The 21857-nt window shown below is 72.9% G+C and carries 17 protein-coding genes and 1 tRNA gene; 14 read left to right on the forward strand and 4 right to left on the reverse strand.

Annotated elements, in window-relative coordinates; translation table 11 throughout:
* The first annotated feature begins 17 nt into the window (after positions 1-17).
* From mfd to EDF20_RS09450, 10 genes are all read left to right on the forward strand, one after another.
* Complete coding sequence (gene mfd, locus EDF20_RS09400; protein WP_133738474.1) at positions 18-3662, forward strand: transcription-repair coupling factor; 3645 nt, start codon at positions 18-20, stop codon at positions 3660-3662.
* Positions 3663-3726: 64 nt separating this feature from the next.
* On the forward strand, positions 3727-4443 hold the full coding sequence (locus tag EDF20_RS16145; protein WP_123548055.1) for a MazG nucleotide pyrophosphohydrolase domain-containing protein: 717 nt from the start codon (positions 3727-3729) through the stop codon (positions 4441-4443).
* Between the two features lie 404 nt (positions 4444-4847).
* Positions 4848-5426, forward strand: coding sequence for a TetR/AcrR family transcriptional regulator (locus EDF20_RS09415; RefSeq protein WP_133738475.1), 579 nt, complete (start codon positions 4848-4850; stop codon positions 5424-5426).
* A 227-nt stretch (positions 5427-5653) separates the two neighbouring features.
* A complete protein-coding gene (hisS, locus tag EDF20_RS09420; RefSeq protein WP_133738476.1) occupies positions 5654-6898 on the forward strand; it encodes a histidine--tRNA ligase in 1245 nt (414 codons plus the stop codon).
* Between the two features lie 87 nt (positions 6899-6985).
* Positions 6986-8266 (forward strand): phosphopyruvate hydratase, encoded by a 1281-nt coding sequence (eno, locus tag EDF20_RS09425; protein WP_133738477.1) that lies wholly within the window; start codon positions 6986-6988, stop codon positions 8264-8266.
* A 132-nt stretch (positions 8267-8398) separates the two neighbouring features.
* Positions 8399-8935, forward strand: coding sequence for a septum formation initiator family protein (locus EDF20_RS09430; protein ID WP_123548059.1), 537 nt, complete (start codon positions 8399-8401; stop codon positions 8933-8935).
* Positions 8932-9546, forward strand: a complete 615-nt coding sequence (locus EDF20_RS09435; protein WP_123548060.1) for a DUF501 domain-containing protein — start codon at positions 8932-8934, stop codon at positions 9544-9546. The genes EDF20_RS09430 and EDF20_RS09435 overlap by 4 nt, the downstream gene beginning before the upstream one ends.
* A 53-nt stretch (positions 9547-9599) precedes the next feature.
* On the forward strand, positions 9600-10826 hold the full coding sequence (locus tag EDF20_RS09440; RefSeq protein WP_243833460.1) for a S8 family serine peptidase: 1227 nt from the start codon (positions 9600-9602) through the stop codon (positions 10824-10826).
* A gap of 40 nt (positions 10827-10866) precedes the next feature.
* The gene (locus EDF20_RS09445) at positions 10867-12423 is read left to right on the forward strand and encodes an FAD-dependent oxidoreductase (RefSeq protein WP_133738729.1); all 1557 of its coding nucleotides are present in this window, start codon (positions 10867-10869) and stop codon (positions 12421-12423) included.
* A 101-nt stretch (positions 12424-12524) separates the two neighbouring features.
* Positions 12525-12598: transfer RNA gene (locus EDF20_RS09450), tRNA-Leu, on the forward strand.
* Between the two features lie 205 nt (positions 12599-12803).
* Here EDF20_RS09450 and EDF20_RS09455 read toward each other — a convergent pair.
* Positions 12804-15050 carry a hypothetical protein gene (locus tag EDF20_RS09455; RefSeq protein WP_133738479.1) on the reverse strand — a complete coding sequence of 749 codons (2247 nt, stop codon included), beginning with the start codon at positions 15048-15050 and terminating at the stop codon, positions 12804-12806.
* A gap of 253 nt (positions 15051-15303) precedes the next feature.
* Between EDF20_RS09455 and EDF20_RS09460 the strand changes: the two genes are divergently transcribed.
* Positions 15304-15870, forward strand: a complete 567-nt coding sequence (locus EDF20_RS09460; protein ID WP_133738730.1) for a LemA family protein — start codon at positions 15304-15306, stop codon at positions 15868-15870.
* A 27-nt stretch (positions 15871-15897) separates the two neighbouring features.
* A complete protein-coding gene (locus EDF20_RS09465; protein ID WP_133738480.1) occupies positions 15898-16803 on the forward strand; it encodes a M48 family metalloprotease in 906 nt (301 codons plus the stop codon).
* Here the strand turns inward: EDF20_RS09465 and EDF20_RS09470 are convergent.
* Positions 16800-18068: a crosslink repair DNA glycosylase YcaQ family protein gene (locus EDF20_RS09470; RefSeq protein WP_133738481.1), complete on the reverse strand. Its 1269-nt coding sequence runs from the start codon at positions 18066-18068 to the stop codon at positions 16800-16802. The genes EDF20_RS09465 and EDF20_RS09470 overlap by 4 nt on opposite strands.
* 115 nt (positions 18069-18183) lie before the next feature.
* Here EDF20_RS09470 and EDF20_RS09475 point away from each other — a divergent pair, with 115 nt between their 5' ends.
* Together EDF20_RS09475 and ilvA are read left to right on the forward strand one after the other, a co-directional pair.
* A complete protein-coding gene (locus EDF20_RS09475) occupies positions 18184-19362 on the forward strand; it encodes an AI-2E family transporter (RefSeq protein WP_133738482.1) in 1179 nt (392 codons plus the stop codon).
* On the forward strand, positions 19355-20593 hold the full coding sequence (gene ilvA / locus EDF20_RS09480; RefSeq protein WP_123548066.1) for a threonine ammonia-lyase: 1239 nt from the start codon (positions 19355-19357) through the stop codon (positions 20591-20593). The genes EDF20_RS09475 and ilvA overlap by 8 nt, the downstream gene beginning before the upstream one ends.
* Before the next feature lie 110 nt (positions 20594-20703).
* Here the strand turns inward: ilvA and greA are convergent, their stop codons facing one another.
* Both greA and EDF20_RS09490 read right to left on the reverse strand, forming a co-directional pair.
* Positions 20704-21198, reverse strand: coding sequence for a transcription elongation factor GreA (greA, locus tag EDF20_RS09485; protein WP_133738483.1), 495 nt, complete (start codon positions 21196-21198; stop codon positions 20704-20706).
* A gap of 136 nt (positions 21199-21334) precedes the next feature.
* Complete coding sequence (locus EDF20_RS09490; RefSeq protein ID WP_133738484.1) at positions 21335-21805, reverse strand: DUF4307 domain-containing protein; 471 nt, start codon at positions 21803-21805, stop codon at positions 21335-21337.
* Positions 21806-21857: the final 52 nt, after the last annotated feature.

The following is a 21857-nucleotide window of genomic DNA, read 5'->3' on the forward strand; positions in this document are numbered from 1 at the left end:
CCGAGTAGCCTTGTCCGGTGATACTCGCGGGCTTGATCAAGGCGCTGTCGCGCGCCTCCACGTACTCCTCCGCCCTCGACCGGGCCGAGCGCAGCACCGACTTCTCGGTGGTCGACGGCCTGCGCGTGCCGCTCCTCGCGGGGCTGCTCGCCAGGCGCGCCGGGCCCCAGGCCATGCTCGTGGTCACCGCCACCGGTCGCGAGTCCGAGGCCGTCCGCCTGTCCCTCGCCAGCTACGTGCCGGGCGCCGAGGTCATCGAGTTCCCCGCGTGGGAGACCCTGCCGCACGAGCGCCTCAGCCCGAGCGCCGAGACCGTGGGCAAGCGCATCCACGCGCTCCGTCGCCTCGCCGCCTGGTCGGCCGAGGCCGCGACTGCGGCCGCCGCCGCGGGCTCGACCGGCGACGCGGCTCCCGGCGTGCGTCCGCTCGTCGTCGTCGCGGGCGTCCGCGCGGCCCTGCAGCCCGTCTCCGACAACCTCGCCGACATCGACCCGGTCGTGCTGACCGTCGGCGACCGCGGCCACGACCTCTCCGCGATCGCCGTGCGGCTCGTCGACCTCGCGTACGCGCGCGTCGACATGGTCACCCGGCGCGGCGAGTTCGCGGTGCGCGGCGGCATCCTCGACGTGTTCCCGCCGACGGCCGAGCACCCGGTGCGCGTCGACTTCTTCGGCGACGAGGTCGATCAGCTCCGCACCTTCTCGGTGGCCGACCAGCGCAGCCTCGAGGGCGTCGTGAGCACGGTCGAGCTGCCGCCGAGCCGCGAGATGCTGCTCACCGCGCCCGTGCGCCAGCGTGCCCGCGAGATGCAGCACGAGTTCCCGGGCCTCGCCCAGATGCTCGCCAAGATCGCCGAGGGCATCCCGGTCGAGGGGATGGAGTCGCTGGCGCCGGCCCTGGTCGACCGTCTCGTCCCGCTCACCCACTACCTGCCGGCGGGCGCCTCCGTCGCCGTGCTCTCGCCCGAGCGCGTGCAGTCGCGGGCCAAGAGCCTCGCCGAGACGAACCGCGAGTTCCTGTCCGCGGCGTGGAACGCCGCGACCGCCGGGGCCGCCGCCCCGATCGACCTCGACGCCGGCGACTTCCTCGCGCTCCGCGACCTGCGGGCGGCGGCCGGCGACCGCGCGTGGTTCACGTTCAGCGGCTTCGACTCGGGCGAGGTGCTCACCGACGACGAGGCGGTCCAGGCGGCAGGCGACTACGTCCGTGTCGAGGCCGCACCCGTGCCGAGCTTCAGCGGGCACGCCGAGGGCGCGCTCGACCACGTCGTCGGCCGCGTGCAGGACGGCTGGAGCGTCGTGGTCACCGCACGGGGCACCGGGCTCGTCGAGCGTGCCCGCGACGTGCTGTCCGAGCAGGGCGTCGCCGCGCGCCTCGTCGACGCGCTGCCCGACGAGCTCGAGCAGGGCGTCGTGCACCTCGTCGCCGGGGGAGTCGAGGCCGGCTTCGAGCTGCCGTCCGCCAAGATCGCCGTCCTCGGCGAGAGCGACTTCTACGGCCGGTCGGCGAACTACGACTCCCGCCAGGTCAAGAAGCTCGCGAGCCGCCGCAAGAACGTCGTCGACCCGCTGCAGCTCAAGCCGGGCGACGTCGTGGTGCACCAGACCCACGGCATCGGCAAGTTCCTCGAGCTGACCAGTCGCGAGGTCTCCTCCGGCGGCCGCAACGCCGTCAAGAACAGCCGCGAGTACCTCGTGCTCGAGTACGCGCCCTCCAAGCGCGGCTACCCCGGCGACAAGCTCTACGTGCCCACCGACCAGCTCGACCTGCTCAGCCGCTACGTCGGCGGCGAGGCACCCTCGCTCAGCAAGATGGGCGGCAGCGACTGGGCCTCGGCGAAGAGCAAGGCCCGCCGGGCCGTCCGCGACATCGCGGTCGAGCTCGTCAAGCTGTACTCGGCGCGGATGGCGTCGAAGGGGCACGCGTTCCCGCCCGACACCCCATGGCAGCGCGAGCTCGAGGAGGCCTTCCCGTTCGCCGAGACGCCCGACCAGCTCACGACGATCGACGAGATCAAGGCCGACATGGAACGGCCGATCCCGATGGACCGCCTGCTCTCGGGCGACGTCGGCTACGGCAAGACCGAGGTGGCCGTGCGGGCCGCGTTCAAGGCGATCCAGGACGGCAAGCAGGTCGTGATGCTCGTGCCGACGACGCTGCTCGTCAAGCAGCACTTCGACACGTTCAGCGAGCGCTTCGCCGGGTTCCCCGTGCACCTGCGGAGCCTCAGCCGCTTCCAGTCCGCGAAGGAGAGCAAGGAGACCATCAAGGGGCTCGGCGACGGCACGGTCGACATGGTCATCGGCACCCACCGCCTCCTGAGCGAGGGCATCGCCTACAAAGACGTGGGGCTGGTGATCATCGACGAAGAACAGCGGTTCGGCGTCGAGCACAAGGACGCCCTGAAGAAGCTCAAGACCAACGTCGACATCCTCGCCATGTCCGCGACGCCCATCCCCCGGTCGCTCGAGATGGCCGTGACCGGCATCCGCGAGATGTCGACCCTCGCGACGCCTCCGGAGGACCGGCACCCGATCCTCACCTTCGTGGGGCCCGAGGGCGAACGGCAGAAGGCCGCGGCGATCCGACGAGAGCTGCTGCGCGAGGGCCAGGTCTTCTACGTGCACAACCGCGTCTCGAGCATCAACCGGGTCGCCGCCGAGATCGCCGAGCTCGTGCCGGAGGCGCGGGTCGCGGTGGCCCACGGCCAGATGGCCGAGTCCACCCTCGAGCAGGTCATGGTCGACTTCTGGGAGCGCAAGTTCGACGTGCTCGTCTCGACGACCATCATCGAGACCGGCCTCGACATCGCCAACGCGAACACCCTGATCATCGACCGGGCCGACAAGTACGGCCTCAGCCAGCTCCACCAGCTCCGGGGTCGAGTCGGTCGCGGCCGTGAGCGCGGCTACGCCTACTTCCTCTACGACCCGGACAAGCCCCTCAGCGAGACCGCACAGGACAGGCTGGAGACGATCGCCGCCAACAACGAGCTCGGCGCCGGCATGCAGGTGGCCCTGAAGGACCTGGAGATCCGCGGTGCCGGCAACCTGCTCGGCGGCGAGCAGTCGGGCCACATCGCGGGCGTCGGCTTCGACCTCTACCTCCGGATGATCGGCGAGGCGGTCGGCGCGTTCCGCGGCGACGTGGCCGAGGGGCAGACCGAGCTGCGGCTCGAGCTGCCCGTCGACGCCCACATCCCCGACGAGTACGTCGAGAGCGAGCGCCTCCGGCTCGAGGCGTACCAGAAGCTCTCGACGGCCAGCGCCCCGACCTCGAGCGACGACCAGATCGACTCGGTGCTCGACGAGCTCACCGACCGCTACGGGACGCCGCCGGCCTCGGTGCTCGCGCTGATCGAGGTCTCCCGCCTCCGGCGAGCGGCGCAGAAGGCCGGGCTCAGCGAGGTCGTCGTCATGGGCAGCAACCTGCGCGTCGCCGGCGCCGACCTGGCGGACAGCATGCAGGTGCGCCTGCAGCGCCTCTACCCGGGGGCTCGGTGGTTCGGCCAGACGAACTCGGTCAGCGTCCCCCTGCCGGTGCGGCACGGGGAGGGGCTGGTCGACGCCGAGCTCATCCTCTGGGTCGAGCAGCTGATGACCTCGATCTACGGCGCGGACGTGCCGCGGCCCGCCGTCGACGGCGTCGCCCCCACGGCCTGACCCGACGGGCGGCCCTCTCGGCCGCCCGTCCACGACGACCCCGGCGGTCAGACGAGGAGGAGCGGTGCACGGCGACACAGGACTCGAGGCCGAGGTCAGAGAGCTCTCCGACGTGGTCGAGGCCCTGCTCGCCGACCAGGGCGGCTGCGAGTGGAACCGCGCGCAGACGCACGAGTCGCTCGTCACCTACCTGGTGGAGGAGTGCGCGGAGCTGGTCGAGGCGATCGAGGACGGCACGGTCGACGATCGTCGCGAGGAGCTCGGCGACGTGCTCTACCAAGTGGTCCTGCACGCGGCGATCGCGGCCCGCGCCTCCGACGGTGCCTTCGACCTGGCCGACGTCGTGCGCGACGTCCGGCTCAAGACCGTGCGTCGGCACCCGCACGTGTTCGGCGGAGAGGACGCGGCCGACGTGGACGACATCGTCCGCCTCTGGAGCGCCGCGAAGGCCGTCGAGAAGGCGAGCCGGTCGAGCGTCTACGACGGCGTGCCACGTGGGCTGCCGGCGCTCTCCCGCGCTCAGAAGCTGGAGGGCAGACGCGTAGCCGCCGGGGCCCCTCCGGCGGTCAGGCGAGCTGCGGGTGCCGACGCCGGGGCCGACGACGAAGCCGGTGCTGACGCGGACGCCGCCGATGCCGAGCTCGCCTGGGGGCGTGACCTGCTCGACGTCGTGGACAGGGCTGGCCGGGACGGCCTCGACGCCGAGCGGGCACTGCGCCGAGCCGTGCGGGAGCGCGAGACCCTGTTGCGGGCCGCGGAACCACGCCGCGACGACGACTGACCGGTCGGACCCGTCGCAGCGGTCGGACCCGTCGCAGCGGTCGGACCGATCGGACCCGTCGGACCCGTCGGGGAGGGGCGCCTCCCTGACCCGAACAGGGAGGCGCCCGCGCGTGGTCCGGTCGGGACGGGAGACCCACGCGCCTGGGAAGACACGGGCGTCTCGCGACGAATCGACGACAGAGCACACCATCGTCATGACGCTCGTTCCTCCTGGGGATCAGTCCAGGGCGAGCACCGTGACGATTCCCCGAATGTAGCCCCTGTCGGGTGACATGTCAATCGGGGGGCGAGGCATCCCCGTGGTCGGGCCACCTAGGCGGGCAGATCGGGTCTGTTACTGTCCGGTACGCCTGGTCGGGCCGCGCAGGGCGGAGTCGACCGGCTCCTGGAGGAGCGCCGTCGATGCCCCGCAAGCCGGATCTCACGCGCAAGCCCGAGCTCCTCGGCCAGATCGTCGAGCACCTCCGGGGGCGGTCGCTCGCGACGGTGTCGTTCCGCACCCTCGCCGAGTCCCTCGGGGTCAGCACGTACGTCTTCGTCTACCACTTCGGCAACCGGGCAGAGCTCGTCGCCGAGATCGTCCGCGCGATCGTGGCGCGGGAGGACGACGTCCTGGCCGTCGAGGTGGAGCCGCTCGACGAGGCCGCGTTCGAGGCGCACCTGGCGCGCGCCTGGGCGGCGGCCGTCGACGATCGGGGTCGTGACCTCCGACGCCTCGAGACGGAGGCGGCCCTCCTCGAGGTCGTCGCCGGCGACGAGCAGGGTGCTGCTCGCCGGGCCCCCGAGCGCTGGCCCGCGCACCTCGCCCCGTGGCTCACCGCCCGCGGCGTCCCCGTCGCGGACGCCGAGCGGGCTGCGCAGCGGCTGGCGGCCGTGCTCTGGGCGGCGCAGCTCGACTCCGTCCTCTCGGGCGACGTCGAGCGCGCGTCCGCCGTCGCGGCGACGGCCCGTGCCGATTTCGTCGCCCTCGCACGGCGCTGACGACGGCCCTCGCGGGGCTGACGACAGCCCTCGGGGGCTGGGGATGGGATGACGGACCGGGCGGCACGCCTGGTCCGTCGCGACGCCCCACCGCAGGGAAGGCGGGCGCCAGGTCGGCGGTGCGCAACCCGATTCGCTCCGCCGACGCCTCGACAGTACATGCAATGTCACATACGGGCAAGGGGTGCCCGCCATCGTCCTCCCGTCGGCTCTGGGATGATGGTCGGATGCCGTCACACGTGACCCCGCCGCGCGGGATGAGAGACTTCCTGCCCGCCGACAAGCGCCGCCGCGAGCGGGTCCTCTCCGTGGTCCGCGACGTCTACCGGGCGCACGGCTTCGACGAGATCGAGACTCCCGTCGTCGAGTCGAGCGAGTACCTCTTCTCGGGCCTCGGGGGCGACAACGAGAAGCAGGTCTTCGCGGTGCTCCGACGTGGTCTCGACGACGAGGCGCTGCGGGCGGCCTCGTCCGCCCTCGAGCTCGCCGACCTCGGCCTGCGCTTCGACCTCACGGTGCCGCTGGCCCGCTTCTACGCCTCGCACCGAGCCGAGCTGCCCACCGTCTTCCGCAGCGTGCAGATCGCGCCGGTCTGGCGGGCCGAGAAGCCGCAGAAGGGGCGCTACCGCCAGTTCGTCCAGTGCGACATCGACATCCTGGGCGAGGCCGGCCAGCTCGCCGAGATCGAGCTGATCTCGGCCACCACCGCCGTCCTGGCCGCCCTCGGCCTCGACGGCACCACGATCAGGGTCAACGACCGTCGCGTGCTCCTCGGGATGCTGTCGCACTGGGGCGTTCCCGCCGAGCTGCACGACCGTGCGCTCCTCGAGATCGACAAGCTCGACAAGATCGGCGTCGAGGGCGTCGCGGCCCAGCTCGTGTCGATCGGCGTCGAGGCGCCGGGCATCGCCGACCAGCTGGCCCAGCTCGGCGACGCGACCTGGGACTCGGCGACCGCCTCCCCGCCTCCTGCGTGGCTCGACCAGGGGGCGTTCGGCGACCTGCTGGCGCTCCGGGCGGCACTGCCCGAGGCGAGGCTCGTCTTCGACCCGACACTGGTGCGGGGCATGGGCTACTACACGGGCACGATCTTCGAGGTGGCGCACCCCGACTTCTCGTACTCCCTCGGCGGGGGCGGTCGCTACGACGGCATGATCGGGCGGTTCCTCGGCACGGACGTGCCGGCCGCGGGCTTCTCGCTCGGCTTCGAGCGGATCGTCGACCTCGTCGAGCTCGACGACGCCGACGACGACGGCCTCGTCGTCCTCTACGACAAGGCGGTCGCCCCGGTCGAGCTGCTCGCCCTGCAGAAGGCGCTGGTGTCCCGCGGGGAGGCGCGGGTCCGGTTGCAGAAGCGCGCCAAGAACGTCGGGGGCCAGCTCGACGCCCTCGCGGCGGCCGGGTTCCGGCGCTTCGTCGCGGTGCGCGGGGGAGAAGCCCCGGACGACCTCGAGGTGCGGTCCCTGGGCTGACCCCGCCCTGCTCGGCGCCGGTCCGCGCGGCTAGGATCGACACGACCGCGTGCCCCGCACGCACACCGACGACTAAGGAGTTCATCCGTGGCAGAAATCGACGCAGTAGGCGCACGCGAGATCCTCGACTCGCGGGGCAACCCGACGGTCGAGGTCGAGGTCCTGCTCGACGACGGGACCGTGTCGCGCGCGGCCGTCCCCTCGGGCGCATCGACCGGGGCCTTCGAGGCCTACGAGCTGCGCGACGGCGACGAGAGCCGCTACCTCGGCAAGGGCGTCCTCAAGGCCGTCGCCGCCGTGATCGACGAGATCGGCCCCGAGGTCGAGGGCATGGACGCGACCGACCAGCGCCTCGTCGACGCCGCCATGATCGAGCTCGACGGCACCGAGAACAAGTCGCGCCTCGGCGCGAACGCCATCCTCGGCGTCTCGCTCGCCGTCGCCCGCGCCGCGGCCGACTCGGCCGACCTGCCGCTGTTCCGCTACCTCGGCGGCCCGAACGCGCACACCCTGCCCGTGCCGATGCTCAACGTCATCAACGGCGGCTCGCACGCTGACAGCAACGTCGACATCCAGGAGTTCATGATCCTGCCGATCGGCGCGACGTCGTTCGCGGACGCCCTCCGCTGGGGTGCCGAGACCTACCACGCGCTCAAGAGCGAGCTGAAGTCGAAGGGCCTGTCGACGGGCCTCGGCGACGAGGGCGGCTTCGCGCCGGACCTCGAGAGCAACCGTGCCGCGCTCGACCTGCTGGTCGAGGCGATCACCAAGGCCGGCTTCACCCCCGGCAAGGACATCGCGCTCGGCCTCGACGTCGCCTCCAGCGAGTTCTACGCCGACGGCTCGTACACGTTCGAGGGCGAGAAGCGCGACTCCGCGTTCCTCGCCGGCTACTACGCCGACCTCGTGTCGGCCTACCCGCTCGTCACCATCGAGGACCCCCTCGACGAGGACGACTGGGAGGGCTGGGCCCACCTGACGAGCGAGATCGGCTCGAAGACGCAGATCGTGGGCGACGACCTGTTCGTGACGAACCCCGAGCGCCTCGCCCGCGGCATCGCCGCCGGCGCCGCGAACTCGATCCTCGTCAAGGTCAACCAGATCGGCACGCTGACCGAGTCGCTCGACGCCGTCTCGCTCGCGCAGCGCAGCGGCTACACGACCGTGCTGTCGCACCGCTCCGGCGAGACCGAGGACACGACGATCGCCGACCTCGCCGTCGCGACCGACGCGGGCCAGATCAAGACGGGCGCCCCCGCCCGCAGCGAGCGCGTCGCGAAGTACAACCAGCTGCTCCGCATCGAGGAGGAGCTGGGCGACGCAGCCCGCTACGCCGGCTACTCGGCGTTCCCGCGCTTCTCGGCGTAGCGCCACAGAGCCGTGCCCGACGGGGCCCACGTCCTCGACGTGGTCCCCGCACCGAGGCCCGTTCCCCCTGGGGAGCGGGCCTCTCGGCGTTCCGTGACCCTGCCCCCTCGCGGGTCGTCTACCCTCGGGAGCATGCCCCGTGAGTCCCCGACCCGACGCGTGCCCGTCGCCTTCGCGTCGCGCGAGACCGCCGCGGGCGGCTGGCTCCGCAGCATCCGCTTCTCCGGCTTCAGCCTGCTGATGCTCGTCATCCTCGTGCTGTTCGTGGTCGTGCTCGCGCCGTCGCTCCGCACCCTGGTCCAGCAGCAGCAGCAGATCGCGTCCCTCCAGCAGGACGTGCGCGACCAGCGCGACGACGTCGACGACCTCCAGGGCGACGTCGCGCGGTGGAGCGACCCCGCGTACATCGAGGCCCAGGCCCGGGACCGGCTGCTCTACGTGTACCCCGGCGAGTACAGCTACCTCGTGATGGGTGCGGACGCCGACGCGTCGTCGCCGTCGCAGGCGCCCATCAGCGACACGCTCCAGACCCCGCAGGTCGACTGGGTCGCCGCGATGATGTCGTCCGTGATCGACGCCGGCCTCAGCGACGAACCCGCGACCGAGCTGGTCGCGCCCGACATCGGCGGCGCGCCCCTGCCGTCCTCCACGACAGGCGGCACGCCGTGACGACCCCTCCCTTCGAGCCCGTCAGCGAGCGCGACGTCCAGCTCGTCACCGCGATGCTCGGTCGCCCCGCCCGCGACGTGATCGGCATCCCCGCACGCTGCGTCTGCGGCAACCCGACCGTCGTCGCGACGAAGCCGCGCCTCGGCGACGGCACTCCGTTCCCGACGCTCTACTACCTGTGCCACCCGGGGGCCACCGCCGCGATCTCGACCCTCGAGGCGAACGGCGTCATGGCCGAGCTGACCGAGCTGCTCGCCGCGGACGACGACCTCAGGAGGCGCTACCACGACGCCCACGACGCCTACCTCGCCGACCGCGAGGGCATCGAGCACGTGGCCGAGATCGCGCACGTGACCGCCGGGGGCATGCCCGAGCGCGTCAAGTGCCTGCACGCCCTCGCCGGGCACGCCCTCTCGGCGGGGCCGGGCGTCAACCCGCTCGGCGACCTCGCCGTCGAGCGCTCGAGCTGGAGCCCCGACGTGTGCCGCTGTGGCGACTACCTGGGCGAGGCGGGCGACGAGGCGGCGGCGGCCGACGGGACCGCTCCGAGCGCGGCGACCGGTGCGGGCGGCGTGACCGCCGCCTCCTCCGCTCCGCCCGAGGCAGGCTGACGCAGGTGCGCCGCACCGGGGGGCGCGCGGCGACCAGGGCGCTGGCGACGAGCGTGCTCGTGGTGGCGACGGCCGCGGGTCTCACGCTCGCGCCCGCCGCGGCGGCGTCCGCCGACAGCATCCGCGACGCGCAGTACTGGCTGTCCGACTACGGGGTGCAGCAGGCGTGGCAGACGACGCGCGGCGCGGGCGTCACGGTCGCCGTGATCGATACGGGCGTCGACGGCTCCGTCCGCGAGCTGCAGGGTGCCGTCGTCGGGGGCACGGACATGTCCGGGCAGGGCTCCGCCGACGGTCAGAGCCCGGTCGGCTCCGACGACCCAGCCCACGGGACCCTCGTCGGCTCCCTGCTCGCGGGACGAGGCACGGCGACCGGCGACGGCGTGATCGGCGTCGCGCCCGAGGCCGACCTCCTGTCGATCTCGGTGGGCTTCGGTGCCGGCGCGGTCGACTCCGACCAGCAGATCGCCGACGCCGTCACCTGGGCCGTCGACCACGGCGCCGACGTGATCAACATGTCCCTGACCCGCAACACCCTCGACTGGCCCACGAGCTGGGACGAGGCGTTCCTGCACGCGCAGGAGGAGGACGTCGTCGTGGTCGCGGCGGCGGGCAACCGCGGCAGCGGCACGACCGAGGTCGGCGCGCCCGCCACGATGCCGGGCGTGCTCACCGTCGCCGGCGTCGACCGGTCGGGCGCGGCGAGCTTCGACGCCTCCAGCCAGGGCATCACCATCGGCGTCTCGGCCCCCAGCGAGAAGCTCGTCGGCGTCGGCCCGGGCGACGTGCACTACAGCTGGAGCGGCACCAGCGGCGCGACGCCCCTCGTCGCCGGCATGGTCGCCCTCGTGCGGAGCGCGCACCCCGAGCTCGGCGCGGCCGACGTGATCAACAGGGTCGTCTCGACGGCCGACCCGAGGGGCGCCTCGCAGCCCGACCCGCTCTACGGGTACGGCCTCGTCGACGCGGCCGCCGCCGTCCAGCGCACCGTCGCGCCCGTCACGGCGAACCCGATGGGCGACCTCGCCGAGTGGATCCGGGTGCACCGACGGGCCGACGCCCCCGCGCCGAGCGCCGGTGCGGTGGCCCCGGTCGAGCCCGCGCCGGTGCCGACGCCGCAGAGCGACGGCGACCATCCCCTCCGTGCGCTGCTCCCGACGGTCGAGTCGATGCGCTCGACCGGCCTGCCGCTGATCGTCTTCGCGGTCTTCGGCGCGGCGCTCGTCGCCGTCGGGGCGGGTGCGGCCCGCCAGTTCAGGCGACGACACGAGCAGGAGTAAAGTCGTCGTGCCACCCCACCACCTCGAGGAGTTCACCCCTGTGCCCAAGATCCTGATCGTCGGCGGCGGCTACGCCGGTTTCTACACAGCCTGGAAGCTCGAGAAGTGGCTGCGCGCCGGGGAGGCGGAGGTCACGATCGTCGACCCGCTGCCGTACATGACGTACCAGCCGTTCCTCCCGGAGGTGGCAGCCGGCTCCATCGAGCCGCGTCACGCGGTCGTCTCGCTGCGTCGTCACCTGAAGAAGACGAACGTCGTCACGGCCAAGGTCACCAAGGTCGACCACGCCACGAAGACGGCGACGATCACGCCCGAGGTCGGCGACCCGTGGACGGTCGACTACGACCAGGTCGTCATGACCGCCGGCGCCGTGTCGCGCACGTTCCCGATCCCGGGCGTCGCCGACGAGGCGATCGGTCTCAAGACCATCGAGGAGGCGGCGGCGATCCGCGACAAGCTCCTCACCAACTTCGCGGCGGCCGCGAACCTGCCCGCCGGTGCCGCACGCGACCGTCTGCTGACCGTCACGGTCGTCGGTGGCGGCTTCGCCGGCATCGAGGTGTTCGCCGAGCTGCGCAGCTTCGCCAGCGACCTGCTCAAGAAGTACCCGCAGCTCACCATCGACGACACGCACTTCCACCTCGTCGAGGCCATGGGCCGGATCATGCCCGAGGTGTCGCTCGAGACCAGCCACTGGGTGCTCAAGAACCTCGCCGAGCGCGCCGCCACGGTGCACCTCGACACGCAGCTGAAGTCCGCCGTGGGCGGCGTCATCGAGCTCTCGACGGGCGAGTCGTTCGAGTCCGACCTGATCGTCTGGACGGCCGGCGTCATGGCCAACCCGATGGTGCGCAGCACCGACCTGCCGCTCGAAGAGAGGGGTCGGATCACCGTCAAGGCCGACCTCCGTGTCGTCGACGGCGAGACGATCGTCCCCGACGCCTGGGCCTGCGGCGACGTCGCGGCCACCCCCGACCTCACCGGCAAGGGCGTCGGCGGCTTCTGCGTGCCCAACGCGCAGCACGCCGTCCGCATGGGCAAGCACCTCGCCAAGAACATCACCGCGTCGCTGCGCGGCGAGGGCGTCGCCGACTACCGTCACGACAACCTCGGCGCGGTCGCCGGCCTCGGCGTCGGCGTGGGCGTGTTCCAGAGCGGCAAGTTCGTGCTCAAGGGCCTGCCGGCCTGGGCCGCGCACCGTGGCTACCACGGCCTCGCGATGCCCTCGTTCGAGCGCAAGTTCCGCGTCGCCACCGGCTGGTGGAACAACTTCTGGCTCGGTCGCGACATCGTCTCGCTCGACAACCGCGAGCGTCCCCGCGCCGCCTTCGAGGAGTTCGCCTCGCGCCCGAAGACCGAGGTCGCCGCCCCGGCCGCCCCTGCGACGCCCGAGCTCGGCAAGGTCGCCGGCGAGCCCGGCCCGGCCTACGCCAACCCGGCCGACGAGAAGGGCGCGCCCGCCGAGGGCGAGGCCGAGAAGCCGGCCCGCAAGGCTCCCGCCCGCAAGCCGGCGGCCAAGAAGCCGGCCGCGAAGGCCGACGCCGAAGCTGCGGTGCCTGCCGACGCCGGGCGCGGCTCGCTGTCGACCAGCGACTGACTCGACCAGCACTGAGTCGACCAGCACTCACGACGCCCGCGCGCTGATCCCAGCGCGGCGGGCGTCGTCGTGTCGGCACCTGGATCGTAGGCTGGGGGCACGCCCTCGTAGCCCAACGGTCAGAGGCAGGCGACTTAAAATCGCTTCAGTCAGGGTTCGAATCCCTGCGGGGGCACTCCGCTCCGCTCCGGCCCCCGCCGGGATCCGAACCCTGACGCGGCCCGACGACGCTGCCGCGTCGTCCCCGTGCGGGGGCACTCCAGCTCCTCCTCCTCTTCCCCTCGGCGTGAGCCGTCACGAATGCCTGCGACGCGCCACTGAGGCAGCACGTCCTGACGGTTCGCGTCCGCGCCTCGGGCGGGGGAGGGAAGGAAGAGCGGCTAGAGCGCGCGGCGGGCCGGCTCCACGTAGGTCGCCCACAGCCAGGCCGCGACCGCGAGCAGGGCCGCGACGAGGCTCGCCAGCAGCAGCGCCGGCAGCGGGAACGACGAGGAGGGGGCGCCCACGAACACGGCGGCCGCGACGGACACCCCCACCACGGCCAGGACCGTGTAGACGCCCGGCGACCACGCCCACACGTGCCGTCCCGGCATCGAGCCGAGCGGCAGCAGCTGGACGACCAGGGAGCCGAGGCCGGCGAGGCAGACCGTGGCGAGGGCCTCCCGGCCGAGCTGCGGCCAGGCGCCCGGTGCGTCGACGAGGCCGTGCAGCACCCAGGCCGCAGCGGGGACGACGACGGTCGCAGCGAGCTGGACCGCCGCGGCGATGCCGCGGTCGCGCCGACCCGGGCTCCGTCCCGCGCTGACGGCGTGGCCGCCGCTGTGACGCACGGCGCCCAGGGTCCCGACGAGCAGCACGCCGAGCACGAGCGCGGGATCGAGGGAGAAGACCCGGGTGGCTCCGCAGGCGACCACCGCGGCCAGCAGCAGGCCGGGCGACATCCGGACACGGACGGCGAGGCCGAGGCGTCGGGCGACGAGCACCGCGGGGAGGACGACCACGAGGCCGTTCAGCACGACGAGCCCCAGCACGATCCCCGCGAGGAGACGCGCGTACTGCACCTGTCCGTCGACGCCCGCGGCCACGGCGATGGCGGCGGCGCCTCCTGCCAGGGCGAGGCCGGCGGCGACGCGGGGGTCGACGGTGCCCCGGTTGAACGAGGTGGGCAGCTCGGACGACCGGTTGCGACCGGTCAGGCGGGCTGCGCGGGGGCGGAGCCGGCCGCGGGCGGCGGCCGCCGCGAGCCGGGAGGGCCCCGCGACGAGGACGAGGAACAGCAGCGCCACCGCGGCGCCCAGCGGCCAGACCGGGCCGCCGAACGTCTGGGCGAGCGTGGGCAGACCAGCGCCGAACGTCGTCGCGGTCGCCCAGGTGCCGGTCTGCGTTCCCTGGCCGGCGCCGGGGGGCGTGCCGGCGCCTCCTTCACCGCCGGGTCCGGTCGGAGGAGGCGCGGTCGTCGACCCTCCGTCGGACGGTCCGGGGGGAGCGGTCAGGGGCGGCACCGGAGCGGGGGAGGGCGTCGCCGTCGCACCGGGTCGCGGCGTCGCCGTGGCACCCGGCGCGGCCGGGGCGGCGGCCGCAGCGCCGACCGTTACCCGCACGGCGGCGCTCGGCGGCCCGAAGTTCCCGGCCGGGTCGACGAGGGCGGCCTGGACCAGTCGGTCACCGTCGGCGAGCTCGCTGCCCCCGGCGCTGCACGACCAGGTCCCTCCGCCCGAGACTGTCGCCTGGCAGACCGGCGTGCTGTCGACGTAGACCGTCGCGAGGGCCCCGGCCTCGCCCGTGCCGGAGACGCCGAGGGGCAGGGCCGCGACGCGCTGGCCGGACGTCGGGCTCGTCACGACCGGCGCGGCAGGGGCGTCGCGGTCGACGGTGACGCTCGACGGCCGCGAGGAGGCGGAGACGGGGACGGCGGGCACGGCGGACGACGACTGCACGGCCCGCACGTCGTGGCGGCCGGAGGGGAAGCTCGCCGCGGGCAGCACGGCGAGCCAGCCGCCGTCGGCCGAGGCGGTCGCCGTCGCGGTTGCCCCCGAGTCCGAGGTCACGGTGACCACGGCGCCGGGGAAGGCGGTGCCGCCGAGCTTGGCGCCGACGAGCAGACCCGAGCCGACCGTCGGTGCGGCGAGGACCGAGAAGGAGGCGGAGGTCGCGGGATCGACGTCGGTGTGGTCGAGGTCGGTGACGACCACGGTCCAGCCCGCGCCGCTCGGGACGGTCGCCGTGCAGGTCCAGGAGCCGCCCGAGGTCGTCGTCACGGACGCACACAGGTCGCGGTAGGTGCCGTTGCTCGTGAGCGCGACCTTGACACGGGCCCCGGGGGTCGCGTCGCCGGAGGCCGTGACGGAGCCCGTCGGGCTGTCGGCCACCGGCCCGACCGTCGGGGCGACGGGCGTCGGGCCGGGCGTCGGGGTCGGCGACCCGAGCTGGGGCGACGGCGTCTGCGTGGGGGCCCCCGCCGCCTCCACGGGGCCGACCGGCCCGCCCGTCACGGCGAGCCCGGCCAGCACGGTCCCCAGGACGAGCAGCCACGCGAGCCGAGCCCGACGGGTGCGTCGGCGCACGCCGACCGCGCGTCCGGCGACGGAGGCGGGACGCGGCGAGGGAGAGGTCGTGGTGTCGAGCACTGCTCCCCATTCAGCACGGTGCGTGAGCACCTGTCAATCGGTCGCGCGGACCAGTTCGCGACGACGGTCCGGCATCCGACAGGTGATGTCGAGAGTTCCCCCCGAAGACGCCCTGTCCACGGGGAGCCCCCATCCGGCGCATTTATAGTGGCCCACGCATCGACGTGACCCTCGACCGGCATCCCGAGGACGACCGCGACGCGTCCACCCGAGCCGTATCCCCAAGGAGTCACCACCCATGCAACCGGCCCTCATCGCCACCCTGGTCGCCGTCGGGATCATCGTCCTGCTCGTCGTGATCGCCGGCATCTACCTCTGGTCGACCTACAACAGCCTGGTCACGCTCAAGGTCCGCGTCGACGAGGCGTGGAGCGACATCACCATCCAGCTGAAGCGCAGGGCCGACCTGATCCCGAACATCATCGAGTCGGTCAAGGGCTACGCGTCGCACGAGGCCAAGGTGTTCCAGAACGTCACGGAGGCGCGGGCCGAGACCCTGGGTGCGCAGACGCCCGCAGAGGCGTCCGCCGCCGAGGGGCACATGCAGACGGCGCTGAAGAGCATCTTCGCCGTGTCGGAGGCCTACCCGCAGCTCCAGGCGAGCCAGAACTTCCTGCAGCTGCAGTCCGAGCTCGTCGACACCGAGGACAAGATCCAGGCCGCACGCCGCTTCTACAACGGCGGCGTCCGCGAGTTCAACACCAAGACGCGCACGTTCCCGAACACGCTCTTCGTGAAGCGCCTCGGCTTCACCGAGCGCGACTTCTTCGAGGTGGCCGAGCCCTCGGCCATCGCCGAGCCGCCGCGCGTCCAGTTCTAGCGCCGCGCCTCCGCCAGGGCTCCTGCCATGTACTCGGCCATCGCGCGGAACAAGCGCAACACGGTCTTCATCGTCCTCATCTTCCTGCTCATCGTGGGCGCGCTGGGCTTCGCCGCCTCCGCCCTCTGGAACAGCCCCTCCATCGGGTTCGTCGTCCTCGTCGGCGCCGCGGTCTACGCGTTGATCCAGTACTTCGCGGCCGGTCGCCAGGCGCTCTCGATGAGCGGCGCGCAGGAGGTCGACGCGACGACGGCACCGCGTCTCTGGCGGACGGTCGAGAACCTGTCGATCACCATGGGCATGCCGATGCCGAAGGTGTACGTCGTCGTCGACCCTGCCCCCAACGCCTTCGCGACCGGGCGTGACCCCGAGCACGCGGTCGTCGCGGCGACGACGGGCCTGCTCGCCCTGATGGACGACGCCGAGCTGCAGGGCGTCATGGCCCACGAGATGGGCCACGTGAAGAACTACGACATCCGGGTCTCGACCATGGTCTTCGGCCTGGTCGTGGCCGTCGGGTTCCTGGCCGACGTCCTGCTGCGCATGTCCTTCCTCAGCGCACTCACCGGGGGACGCAACAACAACAACGGGAACGGCGGCGGGGGCTCGAACCCCGTGTTCCTCGTGCTCGGGCTCGTCGCGATGATCATCGCGCCCCTCGCCGCCGCGGGCGTCCAGGCGGCGGTGTCCCGTCAGCGCGAGTACCTCGCCGACGCGACCGGGGCGCTCACGACCCGCCACCCCGAGGGGCTGGCCAGCGCGCTCGAGAAGCTCGGCGCCTACGGTCGCCCCATGCAGCAGCAGAGCACCTCGATGTCGCACCTGTGGATCAGCGACCCGATGAAGCCGGGCGTCATGGACCGCCTCTTCAGCACGCACCCCCCGCTCGCCGACCGGGTGGCTCGGCTGCGCGAGAACGCGACGCGCTTCTAGTCGGGGACGGGACCCGCGCCGGAGCCCGAGGTCACGCCGGAGCCCGAGGCCTGGACGGCGGGCATGAGCTCGTCGGCGAGGTCGCCTCGAGGGACGACCTCGACCCCGTCGAGCCCTTGCCAGGAGGCGGCCCGGCCGAGCAGCGCCGCGAGGCGCTCGACGTCGACGGGCAGGTCACGCTCGTGCCACGACGCCTGCACGCGCAGGACGCCCGCCTGCCGGTCGCTCTTGAGGTCGACGCGGGCGACGAGCTGGTCGTCCTGCAGCACGGGCAGCACGTAGTAGCCGTGCACCCGCTTCGCCTGGGGCGTGTAGATCTCGATGCGGTAGCGGAACCCGAAGAGGCGCTCGGCCCGGGGGCGGTGCCACACGACGGGATCGAACGGCGACAGCAGGGCGTCGGCGTCGAGCCGGCGGGGCAGCCGTGCTTCGGCGTGCAGCCACGCCGGGGACGTCCACCCGTCGACCGTCACCGGCCGGACGACGTCGGCGTCGTGCAGCTCGCGGAGGGCCGGCACCACGTCGACCGCCTTCAGCCGCCAGTAGTCGGCGAGGTCGGAGGCGGTCGCGACGCCGGAGGCGCGGGCTGCGTGGGCGACCAGCTGACGGTGCGCGTCGGCCCGGTCGACCTCGACGCCGAGGACCGCGTCGGGCAGGACCTGGTCGGGCAGCGCGTAGACGCGCTCGAAGCGGCGACGGCCGGCGCTCACGAGCGAGCCCACGCGGAAGAGCGCCTCGAGCCCGCGCTTGACGTCGCCCCAGCCCCACCACGGGCCGGTGCGGGTCGGCGACGGGAACAGGTCGGCGTCGTGCTCGACCAGGCTCGCGGGCAGCGGGCCCTTCTCGCGGATCTCGTCGAGCAGCCAGCGGGCCATCTCCGGCTTCGTCGAGAGCCAGGAGCCCTCGTCGGCCCGCCAGCGGCCGTCGTAGTGGCGCATCCGCCACCGCATGAGCGGCCAGGTCGCGACCGGCAGGATCGCCGCCTCGTGCGCCCAGTACTCAACGAACCGGCCGCGAGGCGCGAACACCAGCCGGTCGAGCGCGTCGCGGTCGTACTGGCCCAGCCGGGCGAAGACGGGGAGGTGGTGGCTGCGCTCGAAGACGTTCACCGAGTCGATCTGCAGCAGACCGAGCCGGTCGACGAGACCGGTGAGCTGGCGGGTGCCCACGGTCGTCGAACCCGGGGCCGCCGTCGGCCGGCCGAGGCCCTGCGCCGCCAGGGCGACACGGCGGGCGAGGGCAGGGGAGAGGCGGTCACGGGGCACGGTGCGAGGCTAGCCGTGACCTCCGACGTCGGGCGGTCCGCGCCTCCTCGACGCATGCCGAGCGGGGCATGGACGGCGGGGCGGATCACCACCGGGCCCGCCCTACACTGAGCGCATGATGCGCCGCAGCAGGCTCCCCCGGGGAGTGGCCGAGAAGGTGACCGACCCGAGCGCCCCCTCGGGGTGGGCGCCCGACCCGTCGGTGCCGCGCGGCATGGTGATCGCCGGCGCGTGGTCCTGGCGCATCCTGCTCGTGGTGGCGGTCGTGGCCGTGTTCGTCTGGCTGGTGATCCAGCTCCGCATCATCGTCATCCCGTTCCTGGTCGCCCTGCTCGTCTCGGCCCTGCTCGTCCCCTTCTCGGGGTGGCTGCAGCGGCACCGCTGGCCGAAGTGGGTCGCGGTAGTCGTGAGCCTCGTCGGCTTCCTGGTGGTCGTCGCGGGGCTCTTCACCCTCGTCGTGCTCCAGATCGTGGACGGCTGGCCGATGCTGCGCGACCGGTCCGTCGCCTCCTACGGCGAGCTCAAGGACTTCCTGCTCGCGTCGCCCCTCCACCTCACCGAGGGGCAGCTGAACAGCTACGTGAACGACGCGGTCGCGGCGCTGCAGCAGGACAGCCAGCCCCTGCTGCGGGGCGCGCTGTCGATCGGCTCGACGGCGGGCCACGTCGGCGCGGGGCTCGTGCTCATGCTCTTCACGACGATCTTCCTGCTCGTCGGCGGCGGCGAGATCTGGCGCTGGGTGGTCAGGCTGTTCCCGCGTGCCGCGCGCGAGGCGGTCGACGGCGCGGGACGCGCCGGCTGGCTGACGCTGACGAACTTCGTCAAGGTGCAGATCTTCGTGGCCTTCGTCGACGCCGTCGGCATCGGGCTCGGCGCCCTGCTGCTCGGCTTGCCTCTCGTCGCGCCCATCGCGATCGCCGTGTTCCTCGGGTCGTTCGTGCCCGTCGTCGGCGCCGTCGCCACCGGGGCGATCGCGGTCGTGATCGCGCTCGTCTACAACGGCTGGGTCGTCGCGCTGCTGATGCTCGCCGTCGTGATCCTCGTCCAGCAGATCGAGGGGCACCTCCTGCAGCCCTTCGTCATGGGCAGCGCCGTCAAGGTGCACCCCCTCGCCGTCGTCTTCGCCGTCGCGGCCGGCGCCCTCCTCGCCGGCATCCCCGGAGCGCTCTTCGCGGTGCCCGTCATCGCCGTCCTGAACGTCATGATCGGCTACGTGGCGAGGGGCTCGTGGCGCACGACCCCCCGACCGACGTCCGCCGACGTCACCTCGCCCGGAAAGGCCACGGATGTCTGACCTCACGATCGCCGGTCCCACGCTGCTCGAGATCGAGGAGGCGCGCGAGCGCGTCTCGCGCGTCGCCCGCGTCACGCCGATGGAGAGCTCGCGGTTCCTCGCCGAGCTGCTCGGGTCGCCGGTGCACCTCAAGTGCGAGAACCTGCAGCGCACCGGCTCGTACAAGATCCGGGGCGCCTACAACCGCCTGACGCAGCTGACCGACGAGGAGAAGTCGCGGGGCGTCGTCGCGGCGTCGGCCGGCAACCACGCCCAGGGCGTCGCGTTCGCCGCCCGCGAGCTGGGCATCGCCGCGACGATCTTCATGCCCGTCGGGGTCGCCTTGCCCAAGCTGCAGGCGACGAGAGAATACGGCGCCGACGTCGTGCTCAGCGGCCACGACGTCGAGCAGGCGCTGCGCGCTGCCGCCGAGTTCGCCGCGAGCACCGGCGCGGCCCTCATCCCGCCGTTCGACCACCCCGACGTCGTCGCGGGCCAGGGCACCCTCGGCCTCGAGATCCTCGAGCAGGTGCCCGACGTCGACACGATCATCGTGCCCATCGGCGGCGGCGGCCTGATCGCCGGCGTGGCGAGCGCGGTGGCGCAGCAGACCGCGCGGACCGGGCGCTCGGTCCGCGTCATCGGCGTCCAGGCGGCCAACGCCGCCCCCTACGCCGTGTCGATGGCGAGCGGCGTCCGCACCGACATCACGGCCCTGCCGACCATCGCCGACGGCATCGCGGTCGCCCGTCCCGGCGTGCTCAACTTCGAGATCGTGCGCCAGACCGTCGACCAGGTCGTCACGGTCGGCGACGACGACACGGCCCGGGCGATGCTGGTGCTGCTCGAGCGCGCCAAGCTCGTCGTCGAGGCGGCCGGCGCCGTGGGCGTCGCCGCGGTGATGACCGAGCAGGTGCGCGACCTCGGCACGACCGTGATCGTCCTCAGCGGCGGCAACATCGACCCGCTCATGATGGAGAGGGTCATCAGCCGAGGGCTCGCCGCCGCCGAGCGCTACCTCAAGCTGCGCGTCGGGCTGCCCGACCGGCCGGGGCAGCTGACCCGGGTCTCGCAGATCCTGTCCGACGCCAACGCGAACGTCGTCGAGGTGCTGCACACACGACACCAGCGGGGCCTGCAGATCAGCGAGGTCGAGCTCGAGCTCAGCGTCGAGACGCGGGGACCGGACCACGTCGAGGACGTCCTGCGCCGCCTCCGCGAGGCCGGCTTCACGCCGAACGTCGACTTCTAGGCGGCCGCACCCCGCCCCGGGCACGACGGAGGCCCCTGCTCAGCCGAGCAGGGGCCTCCGTCGTGGTCGGCCCCGAGGTCGGGGACCGTGTGGCTCAGGGACCGCGTCGATCAGGGGACGTACGTCTCGACCGCGGTGACCGCGACCGTGATCTCCTTGCCGTTCGGGGCGGTGTAGCTGGTCGTCGTGCCGACCTTGACCCCGTTGATGGCCTGGCCGAGCGGGCTCGTCTCGCTGTAGACCGAGAGGTCGCTTCCGGGCGCGATGATCTCGCGGTTGCCGAGCAGGAACGTGCTGGGGTCGCCGGCGATCGTCGCGGTCACGACGGTGCCGGGGCCGACGATGCCGTCGGCGGCGGTGGACTCGCCGACCGTCGCGTGCTTGAGCAGGTTGATGAGGGTGCGGATGCGCGCCTCGATCTTGCCCTGCTCGTCCTTCGCGGCGTGGTAGCCGCCGTTCTCCTTGAGGTCGCCCTCCTCGCGGGCGGCCTCGATGCGGCCGACGATCTCGGCTCGGCCCTCGCCGCTCAGCGTCTCGAGCTCGGCCTGGAGGCGGTCGCGGGCGTCGGGCGTCAGCCAGGTGGTGGCGTCGTTGTCTTGGCTCATGGTGTCTCCGTCCGTGCGGCGGCCTGCTGGTGCGGCGGCCCTGTCCGCGGGAGCGGGAGCCGCGCGCCCGGTCGGGGCACGCCCACCGAAAAAAGGAGACCGGCCGAGTGGCCGGTCTCGTGGGTGTCCGCGCAGTCTACGGAAGCCAGCACTCGTAGATCAAGCCTGTCACGGCGCGTTCGCTGGTCGCGAGGGAGGTCGTGTAGGTGGTGGAGTACGTGCTCGAGGCGGGCAGGTGCACGACCTTCCAGCCCACGATGCTGAACTTCTGGTTCTGCGCCTGGACGGCGCAGCTGACCTCGGCACCCGGCGGCGTGCTGATCGTGTACTGCACGTCGACCGCGCGGTCGTCGAGCACGGTGTAGCCCACGTCGGTGCTCTCGAGCTTCGCGCCGTCGCCGTCGAAGGCGGCGAAGACGACCCACGCGGCGAAGACCACGACGAAGGAGGCGGCGACCGCGACGGCGATCCAGCGCCCGCGACGACGGGTGCCGCTGCTGCGACCGTAGCGGGCGTCGAGCCTGGCCGTCTCGCCGTCGAGCAGGCCGTCGGAGGCGCCGCCGACGGGCTGCTCGGGCGCAGCGGCCGGCGATGGTGCGGGGGGCATGGACGCCACGGGAACTCCGTCCGATTATCCTTGTGCTGAGGGTAGCAACGTC

This window comes from Frigoribacterium sp. PhB116 (assembly GCF_004364285.1).
GTDB lineage: Bacteria > Actinomycetota > Actinomycetes > Actinomycetales > Microbacteriaceae > Frigoribacterium.

Bases quoted from the DNA above. Each gene is read 5' to 3' on its own strand.
- greA (WP_133738483.1), bottom strand. From the start codon at position 21,198: ATGAGCCAAGACAACGACGCCACCACCTGGCTGACGCCCGACGCCCGC.
- ilvA (WP_123548066.1), top strand. From the start codon at position 19,355: ATGTCTGACCTCACGATCGCCGGTCCCACGCTGCTCGAGATCGAGGAG.
- EDF20_RS09490 (WP_133738484.1), bottom strand. From the start codon at position 21,805: ATGCCCCCCGCACCATCGCCGGCCGCTGCGCCCGAGCAGCCCGTCGGC.
- EDF20_RS09465 (WP_133738480.1), top strand. From the start codon at position 15,898: ATGTACTCGGCCATCGCGCGGAACAAGCGCAACACGGTCTTCATCGTC.
- EDF20_RS09475 (WP_133738482.1), top strand. From the start codon at position 18,184: ATGATGCGCCGCAGCAGGCTCCCCCGGGGAGTGGCCGAGAAGGTGACC.
- hisS (WP_133738476.1), top strand. From the start codon at position 5,654: ATGCCGTCACACGTGACCCCGCCGCGCGGGATGAGAGACTTCCTGCCC.
- EDF20_RS09415 (WP_133738475.1), top strand. From the start codon at position 4,848: ATGCCCCGCAAGCCGGATCTCACGCGCAAGCCCGAGCTCCTCGGCCAG.
- EDF20_RS09430 (WP_123548059.1), top strand. From the start codon at position 8,399: ATGCCCCGTGAGTCCCCGACCCGACGCGTGCCCGTCGCCTTCGCGTCG.